Raw genomic sequence first — 19,353 nt, 5'->3', positions numbered from 1 at the left:
CTGATGATGCCGGCTCATTTCACTGCAGGAACCAGGATCAACCCGCTCCGGGCCGGGATACGATTCGTCTCGGCCGTTGTCGGTCCCGACCTTCGCGACGGCAGTGCCGATGCCCCGTCGCAACGCGCCAATTCCGGATGGATCGCGGTTCTATGCCTGACGACCGCCGCGGCTCTACTCCTGGTCGTGGCCGGTCACGCGGCCGGGCGCCGCGGCTATGACGTGGCGCCGCCGCTCTTCTGGTCCGGTGTCGTTCTCCTGGTCGCTCCGACCAGCCTTCGCATCGCCTGGCCGACAGCAGCCCGGGGTGAGCGCCTGTTCCTGCTCTTCCTGCTTGCCGAAGCCCTGTTCTACTGCAAGATAGTCTATTCCCCGACGAGCTTCATCGGTTACGACGAGGTCTTGCATTGGATCGCGGCCGAGGATCTCATCACGGCCCGCCGGCTGTTCCTGTCCAACCCGCTTTTCCCGATCGGGCCAACGTATCCCGCCCTGGAAATCCTGACAACGGCGATCGTCGATCTGACGGGACTGCCCTTGTTCGTGTCGGGGACGCTCTTGTTGGTCATTCTCAAGGGCACGTTCATCGGTGCCCTGTTTCTGTTCCTCGAGAGCATCGCCGGATCGCCGCGTATCTCGGCCATCGCCTGTCTGGCCTATATGGGCTGCTCAACCTTCTTCCTGTTCGATTCGATGTTCTCCTACGAGAGCCTCGGCATCGTGCTGTGCGTGCTGACCTTCGCGGTCGAAGCAGCGTCCAAGGGTCTCGTCGGGCGACCGAGGCTGAAGTCGCTCGGGCTGATAGCCTTGCTGTTGGCTAGCCTCGCGGTCACACATCACCTCTCGGCCGCCTTCGCCGCCATCTATTTCGGAGCGCTGGCGGGCCTCGAAGCCTTGCGCCGGCACGACCCCCTGCGGATCAACACCAGCATTGCCGTGGGCCTCGCAGCGATCCTCGCCGTAGCCCTGCCGTCCCTGTGGGTGCAGGCCCGTGGCATCCCCCTCACAGGCTATCTCGGCCCGGTGATCGAGTCCGGTTTCGACACATTGCTCGGGAAGGTCCTCGGCGCGCCCACCCCGCGGTCGGAGCACCTCGGAGCGCCGGACAAGGCGCTCTACATGCGGCTGACCACCTTGCTGGCGCTCCTGCTGGTGGCCCTCGGACTGGCAACCGGATTCTTTCGGTCGCTGGCCATGGCAGCGCCGAGTGGCCCGCGCTCCGGTTGGCGTCCGATCCAGGACATTCTTAAACGCCGCTGGCGCGACAGCCGAATCGTGCTCCTCAGCTTGCTGGCCTTCGGGCTCCCAGTCTCGGTCGCCTTCCGACTGACCAGCGCTGGATGGGAAATCGGCAACCGCATGGGAACGTTCGTGTTCATCGCCGTCGGGCTGGTCGTCGCGGTGAGCATCGTCCACTTCTGGCAGGGCCGCACGCCACGCGGGTGGCGCCGCATCGCACCGGCCGTTGCTCTGGTGATCATCGTCCTGGGCGGCGTCACGAGCTCTTCGATTAATCCGATCCATGGGCGCTACAGGGTGGCCGCGGATCACGAATCGATCGAGCCAATGGGGATCGAAACGGCACGCTGGGCCAAGGAATGGCTCGGTGCTGGCAACCGCTTCACCACCGACCGCATCAACCGCCTTCTGCTTGCGGGCTACGGCCGGCAGGACGTCAGGGCCACCATCGTCGAAGGCGTCTATCCCGCGCGAATTTTCGAGGCCGAGACATTGGGGCCCGACGAGTTTTGGGCCTTGGCGCGAAGCGACATCGATTTCCTGCTGATTGACCTGCGCCTGACTACGGCTCCGCCGGTGCTCGGCTTTTACTTCCAGCTGTGGGAAGCGCGGCAGGGAGCGCCGCTCTCGGGCGCAGCGCTGCTCAAGTTCAATGACGTCAAGGGCGTCACCCGCATCTACGACAACGGCTGGATCGTCATCTATGACGTGAGGGGATTGCATGAGAATTTGTAGCAAGTGGGACCTTCTGGCCCCGTGCCTGTGGGCGGGGGCCGCGGTGGCGGCCGTTGCGGTCAGCGACAGCTTGCTCCTCCGTACTGCCCTGGGCGCGCCCATGGTGTTCCTCGTCTCGGGCCACACGGTGCTGCGGGCCATTGGCGTCAGGACAACCTCCGCGTTGCAACACCTCGTCTACGCGGTCGGAGCAAGCCTCGCCGCCGGCATCGCCGGGGGCTTTGCCCTGAACGCCGCAGGCTTCCTTACGCCGCTCGGCTGGGCGGTGTGGTTCTGGGCCGTGACGGCCGCCGCGGCACTGGTGGCCGCCGGCCGCCGCGACACTCCCGATTTGCCAGCCTGGCCGGTTCCGGCGCGGGTCCGGCTCTGGCAGGGGGCCGCGCTCATGCTAGCGCTGCTTGTGGCGACTGGTGCCTATGCGCTGGCCGTCCGGGACGAAGGGGCCTACCGGGAATTCAAATACACCGCGTTCTGGTTGTTGCCGTCGGCCAGTGGCGAGTCCGGCCGGATCACCGTCGGCATCAGGAGCGCCGAGGATCAACCTCAGCGATTCGACCTGGAAATCACCCTCGACGGGCAACCGTTCGCCATCTTCCGATCGCTCACCATCGCGCCGGGCGACACCTGGGCGCGGGAGATCCCGGTGCTCGCTTTGGTCACCCCGCAGAAGGCGGAGGCACGGCTCTATCGGCCGGCAGACAACCGACTTTACCGCAGCGTTTCGACGCTGGTGCCGCCCATCTGAAACGAGGCTCGACCATGCGCATCCTGCTGCTGTCGCAGTTCTATCCTCCGGTGATCGGGGGGGAGGAACGGCACGTCCGCAACCTCGGCGCGGCGCTGGCGCAGCGGGGCCATCATGTCAGCGTCGGCACCTTGATGCATGCCAGATCGCCCGAACCCGAGCTGGACGGCGCGGTCCGCGTGCATCGCCTGCGCGGCACGCTCCAGCGTCTGTCAGGCCTCCACACCGATACGGAGCGCCGGCATGCACCGCCCTTCCCGGATCCCGAACTGGTGCTGGCCCTGAAGCGGCTGGTCGCCCAGGAGAGGCCGGACATCGTCCACGCCCATAATTGGATCTATGCATCCTTCCTGCCGCTCAAAGTTCTGAGTGGGGCACGCCTCGTGGTTACGCTCCACGACTACGGCCTTGTCTGCGCCAAGAAGAACTTCATGCACTTGGGCACCCATCTCTGCAGTGGCCCAGCGCCGGCTAAGTGCCTGCCCTGCGCCACAGGGCATTACGGGGCTGCGAAGGCAGCCGCGACCACGTTGGGCAACTGGGCGTCGAGCTTCGCCGCTCGGCGCGTGGTGGACCGCTTCATCGCGGTGAGCCACGCGGTGGCGTATCACACCGGACTCACCCAAGGCCGCGCCCCCTACGAGGTCATCCCCAACTTCGTGCCCGACGATGTCGGGGTGCTTGGCCCGGAAGATCCCTGCCTGCGGGAACTGCCCGGGGACGGATTCATCCTGTTCGTCGGCGACATGGCGCGCCTCAAGGGCATTGACGTTCTCCTGCAAGCCTATGCCGGCCTGGAGCGGGCGCCGCAGCTGGTCCTGATCGGGCGCCGGGCCGCCGACACACCAACCGAGTTTCCGCCGAACGTCCGCGTCATCGGTACGTGGCCGCATTCCGCCATCATGCATGCATGGCGGCGCTCACTGTTCGGCGTGCTGCCGTCGGTCGGGCCCGAAGCCTGCGCGACGGTCATCATGGAAGCGATGGCATCCGGCAAGGCAGTCGTCGCAACCGACGTCGGCGGCATGCCGGATATCGTCGATCATGGCGAAACAGGGCTTCTCGTGCCGCCCGGCGACGCGCACGCCCTCGCCCACGCAATGCAGACACTTCTGGATGACCGCGCCTTGCTGGCCCGCCTGGAGACGACAAGCCTCGCCAGGGTTGGACGCCTCAAGGCCGGAGCGGTCGTGACCCGGATCGAGCAGGTCTACCGGGACGTCCTGCGCCCAGCCGCCAGCAGGCCTGCGGTGCCGGCAAACCAAGGTTCGGGAGAGCCGTCATGCCGGTAGACCCCGCCGGGACGGCCATTATTCGCCTGCGCCGGGAGCTTCGAAAGAGCGCCGCGTTCGTCATGAATTCCGGCGCTCTGGCGATCGGAACGATTGCAACGGCCGGTCTCGGGTTTGTCTATTGGTGGCTCGCGGCCCGGCTGTTTCCGCCTGAGGTGATCGGCAACGTCTCCGCCCTCCTGTCCGTGATGGCGCTCATCGGCCTGCTGGGGGACGCCGGGCTGGGGACGTTGCTGATGGGTGAAATCGTCCGGCATCCCGGCAAGGAGCGCGGCCTCGTGGCCGCTGCAGCGTGCGTCGGGGTGGCGCTGGCGGTCGGCCTGGCCTTGTTGTTTGTCTTCGGGGAGGCGTACCTCAACAGCCCGACCGGGCCGATCGACGGCTTGTTCGTGGGCGCTACGTTCGTCCTCGGCTGCGGCCTGACCGTTCTCGGGATCGTGGCCGATACGGCGTTCATGGGCAACCTGCGCAGCACAGGCAAGATGATCCGGCAAGTGCTGTTCTCCACGTTCAAGCTGATGCTGCTCGCCGCGGCCGCCGGCTACGCCTCCAATGCCGCTCTTCTTCTGACCTGGGTGGCCGGCTTGCTGGCGGCCTCTATCGGCGTCGATCTCTTGACCCGGGGCGGCGCGCGTCGCCTCTTTGGGACCCCTGATTTCCAGCTGCTGCATACGCTCCGACGCAAGGTGTTCGACCACTACGCGCTCGATGTGGCTTTGCAGGCCCCGGGCACCATCATGCCCTACCTTGTGCTGGTTCTCCTGTCGCCGACCACCAATGCCGCCTTCATGCCGTTGTGGATGCTGGTCTCCTTGGCCTCGTTGATTCCCGCAGCCATGGCCACGATCCTGTTCCCCGTGGTCAGAACAAGCCCGAAACAATCGAGACGCGACATCCTTATGTCGCTGACGGCGTCATTGCTCTTCTCGCTGGTCTGCGCCGTCTTCGTCTTCACCTATTCGCAGGAGATCCTTGCGGTCTTCAATCCGGCCTATCCTGAGATCGCCGGTTCGAGCCTGCGCTTCCTCGGCTTCAGCCTGTTGGGATCAACGCTCAAATTTCATGCCTGCACGCTGGCGCGGCTGGGCGACAGGATGCGCAAGGCATCTCGCTGGTTCGCGCTGGGCGGGTTGCTGGAGCTGTGCCTCGTGATCGCGGGGGCGAAGCTTGGCGGACTTCAAGGCCTGGTCCTGGGCTGGACGCTCGCCGTTAGCATCGAGGGCGTGTGCGCGGCCCTGCCTTTGGCCTTCGCGATGAACCTGAATTCCGCCGGCGGTCCTGTGCACGAAGGGCCGCCGGTTGCGTAACCATCTGAGACTTGAGGAGACACCGCTCATGGCGCAACGTTATCGACCGCAATTGGATGGCCTGCCGGTCATCGCGACAAGCGAGAATTCTTTATCGCGCGCGCGTACTGCGCCACGCTACCCCCATCCCGGCGACTCGACCGCGATCGGAAGCAATGTTGCTTACAGGCTCGGCAAGTTGAGAGACCTGGGACTGCTACAGGGAGTCTGGCTCGACTGCGGCTGTGCCGAGGGCGGCTACACCGAGGCCCTGGTCGCCTGGGGTGCCCAGAAAGCCATTGGCGTCGATCCTGAACGATCGAGGATCGACGAGGCCATCGCTCGCAAGCTGGTGAATGATGAGAAGCTTAATCGGCGGCCAGATGCGATCGAATACCACTGCTGCACCGACGACTTCCCATTACCGGATGCGTCCGTTGATGCGACATTGTTGAATGAGGTTCTTGAGCACGTCGCCAATGAGGCGGCCACGCTGCGCGAAATTTGGCGAGTCCTGCGGCCCGGCGGTCATCTGGTCGTGATGAGTCCAAATCGCTGGTTTCCATTCGAGGGCCATGGGATGCGGTTTCTGGGCCGCAATTTCGGTTTCCCTATCCCACTGCTTCCTTGGCTGCCGAGTTCGTGGTCGGCTCGCGTTATGGCGGCACGGAACTACTGGCCGCATGAATTGCGGAATATTGTGGCTGCGGCGGGCTTCGAGATACAGAAGGTCGACTATGTGCTGCCGGTGTTGGAGCGTTATCAATGGCTGCCGGCTAGCGTGATACCGACCTACCGGCGGCTCATGCCACGGATCGAAAAAACGGCTTTGCGGAAATTCGGCGTTTCAACCCTGGTCGTAGCGACCCGCCCCGTCGGCCACACTTAACTGGCCAGCTTCGGAGACCGGTGCTCCACTCCGCCGAGCCATGACGAATTGTATTCGAGTTGAAACGAACTGGAGAGCCGGACGGTTGGCGCGGTGGGATGCTGCGCATCAGGCTCACGACATCGACGCGACCACCTCCAGCATCACCTCCGTCGCGCCGCCGCCGATCGATAGGACGCGGGCGTCACGCGCTATGCGCTCGATCGGGCTCTCGCGCATGAGGCCCATAGCGCCATGGAACTGCACGCACGTATACGCGACCTCGTTGACGAGTTCGCCGCAGATGGCCTTCACCATCGAAACTTCGCGCAGGCAATCTTCGTCCGCCGCCATGCGCCAAGCGGTGGCATAGAGAAACTGGCGGCCTGCCTCCACCTTCGCAGAGAGCATCGCTAGACGTTCACGGATCGCCTGCATGTCCCATAAGACGCCCCCGAATGCGCGGCGAGCTTTCACCCAGGCGAGGGTCATATCGATCGCCGCCCCGGCCGCTCCTATCGCCATGCCGGCGAGGACAAGGCGCTCGTTTTGGAAGTTGCGCATGATGGAGTAGAAGCCCTGTCCCTCCGCGCCGAGCACGTTCTCGGCGGGGATACGGCAACCGTCGAAGATGAGCTCCGCCGTATCCGAGGAGCGCCAGCCGTGCTTGTCCAGCTCGCGGGCGACGCTGAAGCCTGGCGTGCCCTTCTCGACGAGGAACATCGTGATCCCGTGGCTTCCTGCCGAGGGATCGGTCTTGGCGGCGACGCAGTAGAGATCCGCGTGCACGCCGTTCGTAATGTAGACCTTCGTGCCGTCGAGGACGTAAGAGTCGCCCTCTCGGCGCGCGCGCGTGCGGATGGCCTTCACGTCCGAGCCCGCATCCGGCTCCGTGATCGCGACCGCGGTGATCACCTCGCCGCTGATAATCCCCGGCATCCAGCGGGCCCGCTGGGCTTTGGTCCCGTCGTGAAAGACATGCGCGGAAGCCATGTCGGTATGGACCAGCGTCACGGCGGCGACGCCGCCATAAGTCGAGCGCCCGAGCTCCTCGGCGAAGATCGTGGATGCCACCGCGTCCATCTCGGCACCACCATACTCGGCAGGGTAGCGGATGCCGAAGAAGCCGAGTTCGCCCATCCGGCGCAGGATCGGACGGGGAATGAACCCGTCCTCCTCCCAGCGATCCGCACGGGGCTTGATCTCCTCCTCGACGAACCGGCGCACCTGATCGCGTAAGAGCTCATATTCCCCCGCCGCCCAAGGCAGCCCCGGTCCGCGCGCCGCTACCCAAGCTTTGTCCATCAACTTCACCCGTTCTGCTATGCAGCCCAACGCAAAAGCTTCCGTCCGGATTGGTTCCCCAAGGCCATTTTTTCCGGCAAGCTAGAATTCGATTTCCTCTCTCGGCCCTTCCGAGACTGAAGGGGCTCTGGAATCGGCCACCCAGAGCATTGCGTCGATCACTTCCGCCAGTCCGGCCACCGTCGGGCGCTCGAAGAGGTTGCGAAGCTGCACGTCGACGCCGAAGGTCTCCCGCATGCGCGACACCGCCCGCATCACCAGGAGCGAGTGCCCGCCCAGGCCGAAGAAGTTATCGTCACGGCCGATCGACTCGACCTTCAGGAGATCGCACCACAGCCCGGCCAACGTCTTCTCGGTCTCCGTCGAGGGGGCGGCGAAATCCTGTGCAGGCTGGATGTTTTCCGCCGTCGGCTCGGGAAGCGCGGAGCGGTCGATCTTGCCGTTGGACGTGAGCGGCATCCGTTCGAGGCGGACATAGTGCATCGGAATCATGGACTCCAAGAGTTCTTCGGCGAGGTGGGCGCGCAAGTCCGCCACGGTCAGGGGTTTCGACGAGACATAGTAGGCTACAAGTCGTGCGATGCCGTCTTCGGCCGCTGGCGGTTCGACATAGCCGATTTGGGCCATAATCTCCTTGATGCGGCGTACGTCCAGCTCGTCGTTGAGTTCGTTAATGGCTTCATCACGCGTCTTCTGGCCGAGACGCACATCCCAGCTGTAGGGAAGGGCGTAGTTGTGATGTCCCCGCTGCTTCTTATGAACGTAGATGCCGACATCATTGATGAGGCAGTTCGTGGAGCGTCCCGTATCCGCAGGCCGATCCCACCCCACCTGCGTCTTCAGGAAGTCGAGCATGTCCTCCAAAGAGACGCTCCAGTAGCGGTAGAAGTCGATGAACTTCACTTCCTCGAATACTGAGTCGTTGCGGAAGGCATCCACGTCGAGATAGCGAGACACAGCATCCTCGCGGCGGTGATACTCCTTGCGCGCCTCGGCGATGAGCGCGTCCAGACGGGCCGGATCGTAGTCGTCCCGCTTGAAGACCTCCTCGGTCAGGCGTGTCTCAAAGAACTGGCCGCGGGACAACCCAGTTACGATGTACCCGATCCCTCGTTCGCGGGCGACGTTCGTGGCCAGGGTGTAGATCGTCTTGAAGCAACCGTTGCAGACGTTCGCGAACCGTTTCAGGCTGTCGACGAAGATCTCGTTCATATACGGCGTGCGTCCCCAGTGGTGATCCACGCCGAGGGAGTTCACGAGCCGCCTGATATTGGCCTTGGCTCCTTCCGAAATGAAACCGTTGTCGAGGGTGAAGGTAAGCGGCTTTACCCCCATGGCGACGAGCTTGCACAGCATAAAACTGCTGTCTTTGCCGCCGCTCAACAGCACGATGCAGTCGTAAGGTCCCTTCCGGTTAGCCTGCATCTCCGCGATGAGAACCTGGAGGTCGTCCGACGTTTTGAAATAAGTCTGCGCCTCGTCGACATAGGTGTCGAAGGCCCGGCATAGATTGCAGACGCCTGCCGCATCGAATGTCGTGCCGGGCAGGCCGGACTCAACACCGCACCGTTCGCAATAACGCAGTTGTGTCGCTGGTTTCGCCACCAAGGTGGCGATGGCAGCGACAGCGCATTCCTGAACGTGCGGGTGCTTCAGAAGCCGCGCTTCGATCTCGCCCAGCTCGACACGCGCGCCACCAACCTTCACCTGATGATCAACGCGGCCGAGAAAGTCCAGGCGCCCGTCCGAGTTCCAGCGGGCGAGATCGCCCGTCCTGTACAGCCGCAGCTTCGAAAACCCATCTCGGGGATCGGTGGCCGTGAGGAAACGCTCGTCGGTCAGGTCAGGGCGATTGAAATAGCCTCTCGCGAGACCGTCGCCGGCAATGAACATCTCACCGATGATGCCGGGGGCGGTGGGCTGATGTGCCTTATTGAGGACGTAGATGCCCGCATTGGCGGCCGGAACGCCGATCGGCACCGATGCGGATTGATCCCGGTCGATGTCGAAACGGTGAATCATGCAGCCCACAGTGGCTTCGGTTGGTCCGTACTCGTTGTAGATCTCAATAGGATGGGGGATGGCTTTTGTGATATCGCGAGCCAACTCAGACTTGAAGTCCTCGCCACCCACGATGAACTTGCGCAGCCTTGTGGTCTCAAGATTGCGGTCGCGGATCATCGCGAGATGCGCCGGCGTCAGCTTCATGATGTCGACGGCATTGTCGTCGATGACCTTGAGCACGACCATGCTCTGGACTCCGGGATCACCAACATAGACCACGATGCGGCCGCCGGTAATGAGTGGCGTGAAGAGCGTCGTGACGGTCAGGTCGAAGGCGAGGGATGAGAAAAGGGGCCATGCGAGACGTTGGCCGCAACTGTACACCCGAGCGGCCCACCAGATGTAGTTCACCAGGTTCCGGTGCTCGATCACGACGCCCTTCGGCGTGCCGGTCGAGCCAGAGGTGAAGATGATATAGGCGGCGCCGTCGGGAGTGGCAGCGGACGGTCGGGCCGAGTCCGGCAAATTCAAAATCGACCCGAAATCGGCGTCGAGCACGAAGATGTCGGCAAGGTTCGGGGAAATAGCGGATTGCAGGCGCGCCTGAGTGATCGCCACCGGCGCCCGCCCGTCGGTCCCGTTGGCAATGTCCTTCAGGATTGTTGCCAGACGACCCTTCGGCGTTGCCGCATCCACCGGCACATAGGCTGCGCCGGACTTCAGGACGCCTAAGATTGCGACGACGACTTCAATGGAGTGCTCCATGAACACAATGGCAATCCGACCCGGCCCCACGCCGGTCGAGCTCAGATACGTGGCCACCTGGTCGGAGCGTTCGTTGAGCTGCTGGTACGTCAGCGTTGCGTGGCCAAAGCGGATCGCTTCAGCGTCAGGACTACGCCTCGCCTGGTCGCGGAAGAGATCGATAATCGTCCTGTCCGAAGGGTAGGGCGCTACCGTGGCGTTGTATTCGACAACCAGCGCCTGATGATCGGCATCTTTCAGCAGAGGAAGCGCTACGCCCTCCGCCGCGATAGGTAGGACTTCATTCATGAGACACGCTCCCCATCGCAGAAATCAGAAAATCAAATCACGTCAATCGTTCAGCTTTTTGGATTGCTTGGCGATACAGTTCTGCAATGGCAGGTGCGTCCGGTTCCTCCAGCATAAGGGGACCGTTGCAGTCCTCGGGCCCGAAATAAAATTCGGCGTGGGGCGCCACTCGAAGCCATCGGTGCGGTGCTGCCCCCGATCGCAGCCAGGCCTTATTCGGAAGGAATATGCATACTCGACCCGAATATGGAGTGGGAATGTACCGCCGCAAAGCCGTGATCGCCGTCGATTTGAGTCGAGCTCTGCTCGCCAGCACCGGATCTATCGTGACAGGCTCTTTGCTTTTGCGAGCGAGGGTCACGAGGGCGCGGACGCGCTCGCCGAGATTCCGGAGGCGACTGCCGAAATATCGCAGACGGGCGCCTAATGTCGGCAGCTTCGCCATCTCTCGCAGGAACGAATCGGCGCTGCGCCTGGCAACGAAATACAGCAGACGTGGCAATTCCTTATAGGTGGCGGGGTGAAGAGGGCCAAAGAGCGCTATGCATGGGACTTCCGCTCCGCGTTGACTCAGCATTTTCGCCAGTTCGAAAGCGGTGGCCGCGCCGGAGCAGTAACCGGCGATGATGTACGGACCGGTGGGCTGATATTCGACGATCTGGCGAGCGAAGTACTCAGCGATATCTTCGACGCGGTCCATCGGCTCGCTCTGCCCATCGAAGCCGCACGGTTGGAGTGCGTAAAACGGTTGATCGCCGCCCAGGTGCTTCGACAGGTCCGAGAATGAGAAGGGCGCCCCGACATGCCCGGGTACGGCGTAAATTGGCGTGCGTGTTCCGCCAGACTGCAGGGGAATGATCGCGGGTTGTTGCCGGGCCGCCGCCGTGGCCATATTCAAAAACGCGATGATCTCGCCCTTCCGGTCCCTCAACTGGTCGCGAAACTCCGCCGTAAGTGCGCCAACTGGGGCGTTACACCGCAGCCGATCGCCCTCCACCCAGATCTTGATGTCTTTGACCGCGAGGTCTGCGAGGAGCTCTGGGAATTGCATCACGTCCGCCGACATAGGCCATCCGATCACTTTCTTATCATTTACGACGGAGCCGATGGTTCCCGCGTCCCAGCTGCTCCAGCGCGACGGTTTCATCGATGAAACTGCCTCTTTCTCCGTACGCCCGGGACATGTCAGTGAAGCGCCTGTCCCGTGTTCTCGACCGCGAAGTATGGGAAACAAGTGCGGTTCGACGAACTTGCGTGCAGTCCAATTGAATTGGTTGGGCTCCTCGTTTGTCCGCAGGGTATCGTAAGTGAATGATTGCATCGCGGACACTTCAATTCCGGACTACCACTCAATTCCGGACTACCACGGTCCCGATGTACCCAGGTTTCGGTACGAACCTCCGCACAGCCCAATCCCTTTCATCCCAAGAGAGGGGCTGTCCTAAGCCGCACCCCAGGGCCTTAGACACAGCCTCCAGCAGGGTCCAGCGCCGCAGGAAGCCTTCCAGCCGGTCTCGCGGACCAAGGGCGATGTAAGACCCATATTCGCAGGCGGAAAAGCAGAGCGCTGCGATCTCGTCCGCTTCGGGCAGAGGGAGAACTGCCTCGATGTCCACCCCGACCTCCTGCCTGGTCGAGAGGGCGACGACTGCGACATCTCCGGATCGTGAGACGCTGAAGCGCAAATCGCGAGAAGGCATGCGGCGCGAGAGGTGGGGTTTGCCTAGGCGTCCATATTCTAGTTCGACCTCGGACGGCGAGATTCCCAGTTTGGAAGCAAGGACCCGCCGCAGCTGCCCACGGGTAGCGACAAACCGGCGGCGGTCCCGCTCCAGTCTCAATTCCTCGGCGCGCCGACGTTCCTCTCCGTTGAGGCAAACGCCTATCTTGCGGATGACGTTCTGCTCCGCATCGAGCCTGAATGCCAGGACTTCCAAACCATCAATCTCGAGAACCGGCATTATGATCCCGGGGCTCAGTTCGACTTTGTCCAAAAAGTTTGGAGGGGGCGGTGCCGGCTCCGCAAGAGGCTGACTGACGCTGAATCTGACGGGTCGAATTGATCGAGGCTCCGAGACAGCATGAAAATTCCAGCTCGCGCCCAATGCGCCAGGAGTGATATGTGGATTCCGATCGATGGGAGCGCTCATGCCCGCAAGTGCAATTCTTTCTATGAACGGCATCGCCATTCGTGCGGATTTCCCTGATGAAACAACCACGTAAGGGCAAAAGCAAGGAGCGCCTGGTGGATATTTTGATGTACTGATGGGCTACATCAAAAGACCCGGACATGCTGCTGCTGGCAAGGGGTCTGCCGGAGCCGAAACTGCCAAATTTATCTTGCCGGATTCTGGCGCTCCAATGGTCATCTCCTGCTCTGACGAGCAAGGCTGCTGCGCCGGGTTTTCCAAAGAGCAGTTGCCTGGATGCGGAATTACATCAGATCAAAGCAATCTCCGCGCTTCGCTTGTGCGGCCGAGTGACCGCCTCGGCGATGGGCTTTTGCTGCTGGACGATGGAAGCCTCCCTGCCTGTCCTTCTATGCCTTATGGAAGACTTGGTTACAGGGGACGACGCGATATCGCCGTCAGTAAAGATCCAATTCGGATTTCCTCTTCTGAGGAATTGACCGGTTCTGAACAGTCCGCATCGCCAGTCCCGTTCGAAACCTGCTCGGCGGTGGAGGCAAGCAGTTAGAGTAGAGGCGGGCGGTGCGGGTGGCGATCGCGACCGTCTTTCCGACGAGCGTGGATTCGCCGCCCCGGGCGACGCGCACCAGTCCCGCATTGTGGGCGTTTACGCGACCGCTCGGGGACGATCATGTCAATCGGTGCCTGATCATCTCCTCAAGGTCCCAGCCAAACAGCGCGCCGGCCGCAGGGTGGCGAACCCGATGACGCCGTGGACGTCGAAGGTGAGGATCGCAAGCTCCGTGGCGGCCGGCAGAGCCCATTATCGCCCCGCGCGATCTCGCTGCGGCGCAGCTCCAGCTGCTGCATCACGAGCGCCGCGGCCGCTGCCGTGAACCTCGCCCTCCGGGCGTTGCATCACGTAGACCAAGGGTACTTATTCCTGCACGGGCAGAAAGGCGGCCGAAAGACCCCTATTCAACCACTTAATATGGTGGCTACGCGGCTACTTGTAATCTATGGCTCCAGCGGTAGGAGTCGAACCTACAAGCCTTTCGGCGCCGCATTAACGGTGCGGTGCGTCTACCAATTCCGCCACGCTGAAACATAGATAAGAGAGCCCGCCGCGCAGACTGGTGCTCTGATCCCGAAATTGAAAGGAATACGCGCTGTGCTTGTCCGCCACTACCGATAGTCCAAAGTGGCCAGCCCCGACAACGGTCACATCGCATAGCGTAGACAAATCCAACTCCCCTTGGTCCTCGCCTGCCGAAGGGCAGAACCCGCCGCCCGATTGTCCAAGAACCTGCCCCCAATACTTGATATAAGTGGCGGCTCCCCTGTTTCGGTCGACGCTTCAAGCGGCGGCCTGTTTCAGGCGAGCAGCAATGGTCCCTAGCACCCGCTTGGCACCGCGCAGCTGTGCCTCGATGCGGCGCTCTGGACTGTCTCTGCCTATTGCGATCCACTTCATGGGACGCTCCGCATTAGCCAGGCGGGACTTGTGCCCGGCGAAACCTGCCAGAAAATCGTAGCCGCACTCCCCGCGTCTAATGCTGTCCTCAATAGCCAGCACATGGCTGATAAGCCCGGGCTTGAGCCGGCCATCGCGCTCATAAAGAAAGCCGCTTTGATAGTTGAGAACACGCCCGTCATACACGAAATTGTACAGGACCCCAACTGTCTGGTCCCCGGCCAAGGTCCGTGAGATGCGGACGGTCCCGGTGGGAACGCCGCGCGTAATGAGCTCCTCGTGAAATCGGCGAAAGCTCGGGTTGGCAAAGGCTCCCCTGCGTCCCCATCGCGCCTGATGAAGCTCGGCGAGCAAATCAAACGCGGCGAGCGCCTCCGATGTCACTTCGACAGTCCGGAACGCAATGGGGCCGCGTTCCCCATATAACCGCATGGCACGGCTTACCGCTTGGCGAGTGCTGCGGCCCAATGTGGCCCGGTAATTTGCGCCTTTCTGGCGGACTTTGACGAAATCGATCCACCGTGCCGTATCTTCTGCTTTCACCTCGGTAAGGAGCCCGGACCGGCCCGCGGTGCGACAAGCGGCCAACTCGAAGTCCGGATCAATTCCGGAGAGCACCAGTTGGTCAGAGCGGCGCAAGCGATGCGCCAAGGCTTCGACGCATGCCACTCGAGTGGCATCGGCCAGGGATCGCTCCGCAAGAATGTCGTTGTACTCGATGAACAATCGATCGAATCGAACATCTCCGGTTTCATTGAGCAGCCAACGCGCCCGTGCATGCCGCCCGAAACTCCATGCCCTCTGCCGGCAAATAATCGCCAACCCAACGATCCTGCTTGACGTCCGAGCGACTAGAACATGTGGTTGCGCGCCCCCCGGCAGATGCCGCAGCCAAGTTCCGATCCAGAGCCAGGACAGATAGAATGAGTGAGTTGCTCGCGCTTCGAGCTCCTTCCAATGGGTCTCGAGTATCCCGATGTCCGGCAAGGCCTCCACGGTAACGTCGATGACCGTATCCTGGCGCATGGCTTGTTCTACTGAAGCCACGCGATAGGGTTCCGCACCGATGGCTGAGACATCAAGAGGTCCTGATAGACAACCATCTTCCTGATACTTTTCGCATTGCGGCGGGAATGCCAGGAATGTCCTTGCTGCGCGCTGCTGTTCGTTCATGGAGCACTCGGGTTTCCTGTTTGGAGAAGACTTCATGTCAGGAGGTGCTAAAAGTGAAGACCCAATTCTTGACTACTCACGGAGAGCTAGTTGTGCCGGCTTGAGGAGTACGACCGCTTCACGCGGCCCCTTTAGAGCGGCCAGGACCAGCGAAGGCGGTTGCGAGGCATTGTCTCGAACCGTGCTCTCATTTATAGCCGAGCAGGCGAATCCCCATGAGATGCCGAAGTACCGAATTCGTAGTGGGTCTCGATCGCCGCCGCCAAACTCCTTGCATGACCATTGTGCATGATCCCAATTTTGGCAGGAACGAGCACATTAACGGCCCCATGGCCGAACACCACAGCCTGCTTTCGAAGGCCAATCCCCGTAAACGCGCGTGACAGCTCACGATAGCTATATTCCTTCAGGTGGAATCCACATGCAACCTTGTCAAAGTACACCGAAATGTCGTGAGGACCCGTGACGGCGTTTGGAGTGTGCAATAGTAAGCACCGCCGGGTGAAAGAACACGATACACCTCAGAAAGCTGCCGATCGTCGTCGGGGTGGAGGTGCTCCATCAACTGATCGCTGAACATAAAATCGAGACTGTTATCGGCGAAACGTAGATGAATGCCATCGATCCTGACGAATTGAAAATTTGCAGGCTTCTCCCCAGGTGGCAGTAATGCGTCAGTCACGTCTATTGCATTTACTTAAGGCAGTGACTGCACATACTGAGGCTAAGCTTACAATCGCCCGCCCCCAATTCGCCGAAACGCGCGCCTTTCTGGATAAGAGTTCTTAGAAGGGCGGTCTGAAGATCGACTATACGATCGTCTCTGTATTCATTCCTATTTTGGGGGCGATCTTCAAGGGAAGTGAAAAGCTTGCCGTACACTTCAGCATAGAGGCTGAGCCGAGCGTCTTCGAATTCAGCAGCTGAGCAGCCAGAGCTTTCTCGATTTGATAGTGCGCAAATATCCGCTCGGGCGTGCGCGCGTCGTGACAATTTCCGAAATCTTTGACCAATCTCGCTTGATAGGCACCTTTGTCCCGTTCGATGTCATCTCAATCCGAACTCCCGAGCGGAGGCGGACATGCTCGTTCATGAAGCGGTTCAAGCTGTCGGCGACGGCGAGTGGTCGTTTCGCTTCCCACTTCGTCCCGACGAGTTCATCTACGCAGACCAGCCATGCGGGCCAATCTCCTTGCCGGGCATCAAATTCGGACCGATCCTCTACTCCCTCACCACGCGGGAAGGCTCGACGTCATTGGGCTTGGACGCGGCCGGCAAGCTCTCGCCGGTCGGCGACGAGGTCGGGACCGGCGAACCGGCCGGCTCTCTTGGCGCGCTTTCGCCCACGATGATGTTGACGAGGTCGCCTGGCTGCAACAGGGTCATCCCGACGGACTCGATGCTGACCGGCCCGGCTGCCGATTGCCGAACGATTTGATAGGTTGCGCTGTTCGCGTCCTGGGCAAACTGGACGCGGGTCACCGGCAACGTGTACAGGACGCCTTCGCTGACGTTAAACTCGCGCAGATTGGCCGCGATCTGGCTCTCCGTTGTCTCGATCTCGACCTCCAGATCGTTCCTGAGGTCGGCCCGGGTCCGCAACACCTCAGACTCCAGCGAAGCGAGGCGCTGGTTGGCGCTCGCGTACTGGTTGAGGGCGTCCTGCCGACGCTGTTCCGCGTCGGACAACTCACTCTGGATCTGATCCATCAGCGCCATGCTGAGCACTTTGCGGTCCACGAGCGTGCGCATGCTGTTGACGCGCTCTTGGCGCAGCTTGACGAGTTTGTCGAGCGACTCCATGCGCCCATAAGCGACAACATCCTGCTTGGCCGCCTCCAGCGCCCGCAGGTTCGCGCGCTCGCGATCCTTGTGCGCCGTGGCGACGGCTTTGCGCCGCTCGCTCTGCTCGTTGACGAGGTTGGCCGCTTCGGTCGCGCCGGCCAGTTCAAGCAACTGGCGCGGGATGGTGGGTGCTGTACCGTCGCGCTCGGCCTTCAGTACTGCCGCGCGCGCGAGCAATTTCAACAAGGTATCGATCGCCCCGCTCCGCTTCTGCGTCTCACGCACGGCTTCGATCTTCTGCCACGGCTCGCTCTCGGCTTGGTCGAGTCCGCCGGCCAGCGCGATTGCGTGGAGGATCGTCATGCCGGGCGCGTATTTGAACGAGCCTGGATTCTTGACCGGCCCCAGCACGTAAATGGGCGGGCGCTCCAGCGGCAGGATATTAACCAGTCCCTCGCGGCCCAGCAGTTGATTGAAGGTGTCCACCAGGTCGGCCTGTACCTGTTGCGTCGACCGGTTGGCGACCGAAATGGAGCCAAGCAAGGGCACGGAAATCGTGCCGTCCTCTTGGACAATATATTCGCCGCTCAGTTCCGGACGCTGCAGGATGCCGTGCAAGGCCGAGGACGCTCTCCCCCACTTGTCTTCCTCGACGTCGACGCGCTCGTAGAATGCGACCTTGAGCCGGTCGCCTACGCCAAACAGGGCTCCGGTTGGCATGCCCGCCTTGTTGAGGGTTTTGGGGCGCTCGGCGCTGGTGGGAACGGCAGGGACGACGCTCCGCTCGACCAACGGCGCGGCGGATGCATCCGGTCCCGTGCTGAGGGTTTTGGGGGGCTCGGCACTAGTGGGGACCGCAGGGACGGCGCTCCGTTCGACGAACGTCGCGGCCGACGCATCCTGTCCCGACACGATCGCACGGGAGGGTTCAGCCGTGGCGTGGCCCGGCTGTTCTTGCCAGCTATCGATACCAGCAGACACCTTCTGCACCACGGCTCGGGAGACATCGTCGACCCTCTGCACCACGGTTCCGGAGACATCCTCGATATTGTGCATCACGGCTCGGGAGACATCGTCGACCCTCTGCACCACGGTTCCGGAGACATCCTCGATATTGTGCATCACGGTCCCGGAGACATCCTCGACCTTCTGCATCACGGCTCCGGAGGCATCCTCGACCTTCTGCATCACGGCTCCAGAGACATCCCTGACCTGTGCCACGGCTCTGGAAACCTCTATTGCCGCTAAGTTTTTGGCCGCGGCCCCTCCCAGGGCGGCGACCCCGGAAAGCCCGAAGACAAGCAGGACAGCCCTCAATCCCCTGCCGTGGGCTGCCTGTGACGAGGGAGCGACCGGCTCGGAATTGAATTTTCTATTCATGTCCATGGCGCGTGGCTTTCACTTCAATGGTGGCCAGCCCGTCCCGAAGTGGCAGCATCGGTCGACGAGGAAGGCTCTGCGTTATCGTGTCCCTTCACCGCTAGCGGCACAACTATCCCTTTGTAGGCACTCCTTCAGGATAAACACCGCTCCGGCGAACTCGTCCAATGAGCAGATTGCTGCGCTGAAGGAGAACCTCTTTGATGGCAAACGGGACAAAGGCGATCGAACGCAACGAAGAGCCGGAATAGTGGTCCGACGCAGCGTCTTGAACCGGGCGGCCAACATGCATTCGCAGAATGGCTGGCCGTCTCCAACTTCGTCGTCCAGGCCCTGGAGAACGAGCAGATGACGGTTTCCCGCTCCGATCCTTCCGCTACGTCGATGACCTGATTGACGGCTCGACTCCTCTGATGAATGAAGTGGCGACCTCGACAAAGCCGTCAATCTTGACAGCCTTATCGAGGTAGTAATAGCAGAACTGGCCCGCCTCACTCATTCTCGCAGGATCTCACCAGGCTGCCTGCCAAAGGACTTCCCCGGCAGCGCTGCCCGATATGGGCCGGCCCCGGGCCGCCCGAGCCAACTCCTCTATTGCTCATCGCAGTAGGTGCAACGCAAGGACAGAGCCGGCAGACCATCGCCCATTTTGATGGCCGGAAGGCAACCGTGCTTGCGTGCTGTGGTGTGCGCTGCGCCACATCCTCCTGGTCCACACCCAGTCGCCACTGCCAGCTGTGGCACGTTGTTCCTCAAGCTGCTGAGGTTCGGGCGCTGGTCAGGATCAGCGCGCGCCGCCTTGTCCTTGGCCTGTGCCCTCATCCCAAACTGGCCCACGGCGCGGCCCCCTGGGCCCCGTGACGCCGCGCCGCCCGCGCCAGCGGG

Annotated in this window: 13 protein-coding genes and 1 tRNA gene; 6 read left to right on the top strand and 8 right to left on the bottom strand. The window is 62.0% G+C overall.

Annotated features, from left to right (window positions below; genetic code table 11):
• Positions 1–3: 3 nt before the first annotated feature.
• The 5 genes from NKH98_RS29120 to NKH98_RS29100 all read left to right on the top strand — a co-directional run bounded on the left by NKH98_RS29120 (position 4) and on the right by NKH98_RS29100 (position 6,186).
• Positions 4–1,974, top strand: a complete 1,971-nt coding sequence (locus NKH98_RS29120) for a putative glycosyltransferase family protein (RefSeq protein ID WP_352903684.1) — start codon at positions 4–6, stop codon at positions 1,972–1,974.
• Between the two features lie 100 nt (positions 1,975–2,074).
• On the top strand, positions 2,075–2,719 hold the full coding sequence (locus NKH98_RS29115; protein ID WP_352903682.1) for a hypothetical protein: 645 nt from the start codon (positions 2,075–2,077) through the stop codon (positions 2,717–2,719).
• Positions 2,720–2,733: 14 nt separating this feature from the next.
• A complete protein-coding gene (locus NKH98_RS29110) occupies positions 2,734–4,011 on the top strand; it encodes a glycosyltransferase family 4 protein (protein ID WP_352903680.1) in 1,278 nt (425 codons plus the stop codon).
• The gene (locus tag NKH98_RS29105) at positions 4,002–5,318 is read left to right on the top strand and encodes a lipopolysaccharide biosynthesis protein (RefSeq protein ID WP_352903678.1); all 1,317 of its coding nucleotides are present in this window, start codon (positions 4,002–4,004) and stop codon (positions 5,316–5,318) included. Before NKH98_RS29110 ends, NKH98_RS29105 begins: the two co-directional genes overlap by 10 nt.
• Positions 5,319–5,346: 28 nt before the next feature.
• Positions 5,347–6,186, top strand: a complete 840-nt coding sequence (locus NKH98_RS29100; RefSeq protein WP_352903676.1) for a class I SAM-dependent methyltransferase — start codon at positions 5,347–5,349, stop codon at positions 6,184–6,186.
• A gap of 114 nt (positions 6,187–6,300) precedes the next feature.
• Here the strand turns inward: NKH98_RS29100 and NKH98_RS29095 are convergent, their stop codons facing one another.
• The 4 genes from NKH98_RS29095 to NKH98_RS33050 form a co-directional block, all read right to left on the bottom strand.
• Positions 6,301–7,470, bottom strand: coding sequence for an acyl-CoA dehydrogenase family protein (locus NKH98_RS29095; protein ID WP_352903674.1), 1,170 nt, complete (start codon positions 7,468–7,470; stop codon positions 6,301–6,303).
• An 81-nt stretch (positions 7,471–7,551) separates the two neighbouring features.
• Positions 7,552–10,527 (bottom strand): amino acid adenylation domain-containing protein, encoded by a 2,976-nt coding sequence (locus NKH98_RS29090; RefSeq protein WP_352903672.1) that lies wholly within the window; start codon positions 10,525–10,527, stop codon positions 7,552–7,554.
• Positions 10,528–10,564: 37 nt separating this feature from the next.
• Positions 10,565–11,674 (bottom strand): TubC N-terminal docking domain-related protein, encoded by a 1,110-nt coding sequence (locus NKH98_RS29085; RefSeq protein ID WP_352903670.1) that lies wholly within the window; start codon positions 11,672–11,674, stop codon positions 10,565–10,567.
• Between the two features lie 202 nt (positions 11,675–11,876).
• Positions 11,877–12,488 (bottom strand): 4'-phosphopantetheinyl transferase family protein, encoded by a 612-nt coding sequence (locus NKH98_RS33050; protein WP_502894343.1) that lies wholly within the window; start codon positions 12,486–12,488, stop codon positions 11,877–11,879.
• 304 nt (positions 12,489–12,792) lie between these two features.
• Here NKH98_RS33050 and NKH98_RS29075 point away from each other — a divergent pair, with 304 nt between their 5' ends.
• On the top strand, positions 12,793–13,224 hold the full coding sequence (locus NKH98_RS29075) for a hypothetical protein (RefSeq protein WP_352903668.1): 432 nt from the start codon (positions 12,793–12,795) through the stop codon (positions 13,222–13,224).
• 452 nt (positions 13,225–13,676) lie between these two features.
• Here the strand turns inward: NKH98_RS29075 and NKH98_RS29070 are convergent.
• The 4 genes from NKH98_RS29070 to NKH98_RS29055 all read right to left on the bottom strand — a co-directional run bounded on the left by NKH98_RS29070 (position 13,677) and on the right by NKH98_RS29055 (position 18,276).
• Positions 13,677–13,761, bottom strand: a tRNA-Asn gene (locus NKH98_RS29070).
• A gap of 252 nt (positions 13,762–14,013) precedes the next feature.
• A complete protein-coding gene (locus NKH98_RS29065) occupies positions 14,014–15,303 on the bottom strand; it encodes a GNAT family N-acetyltransferase (protein WP_352903666.1) in 1,290 nt (429 codons plus the stop codon).
• Between the two features lie 406 nt (positions 15,304–15,709).
• Positions 15,710–15,985 (bottom strand): class I SAM-dependent methyltransferase, encoded by a 276-nt coding sequence (locus tag NKH98_RS29060; protein WP_352903664.1) that lies wholly within the window; start codon positions 15,983–15,985, stop codon positions 15,710–15,712.
• Between the two features lie 539 nt (positions 15,986–16,524).
• The gene (locus NKH98_RS29055; protein WP_352903662.1) at positions 16,525–18,276 is read right to left on the bottom strand and encodes a polysaccharide biosynthesis/export family protein; all 1,752 of its coding nucleotides are present in this window, start codon (positions 18,274–18,276) and stop codon (positions 16,525–16,527) included.
• Between the last annotated feature and the right edge of the window lie 1,077 nt (positions 18,277–19,353).

It is taken from the genome of Mesorhizobium sp. M0833, from assembly GCF_040319905.1.
In the GTDB taxonomy this organism is placed as follows: domain Bacteria; phylum Pseudomonadota; class Alphaproteobacteria; order Rhizobiales; family Rhizobiaceae; genus Mesorhizobium.
The sequence above is the reverse complement of the archived record's forward strand: the minus strand, read 5'-3'. Positions and strand labels throughout refer to the sequence as shown.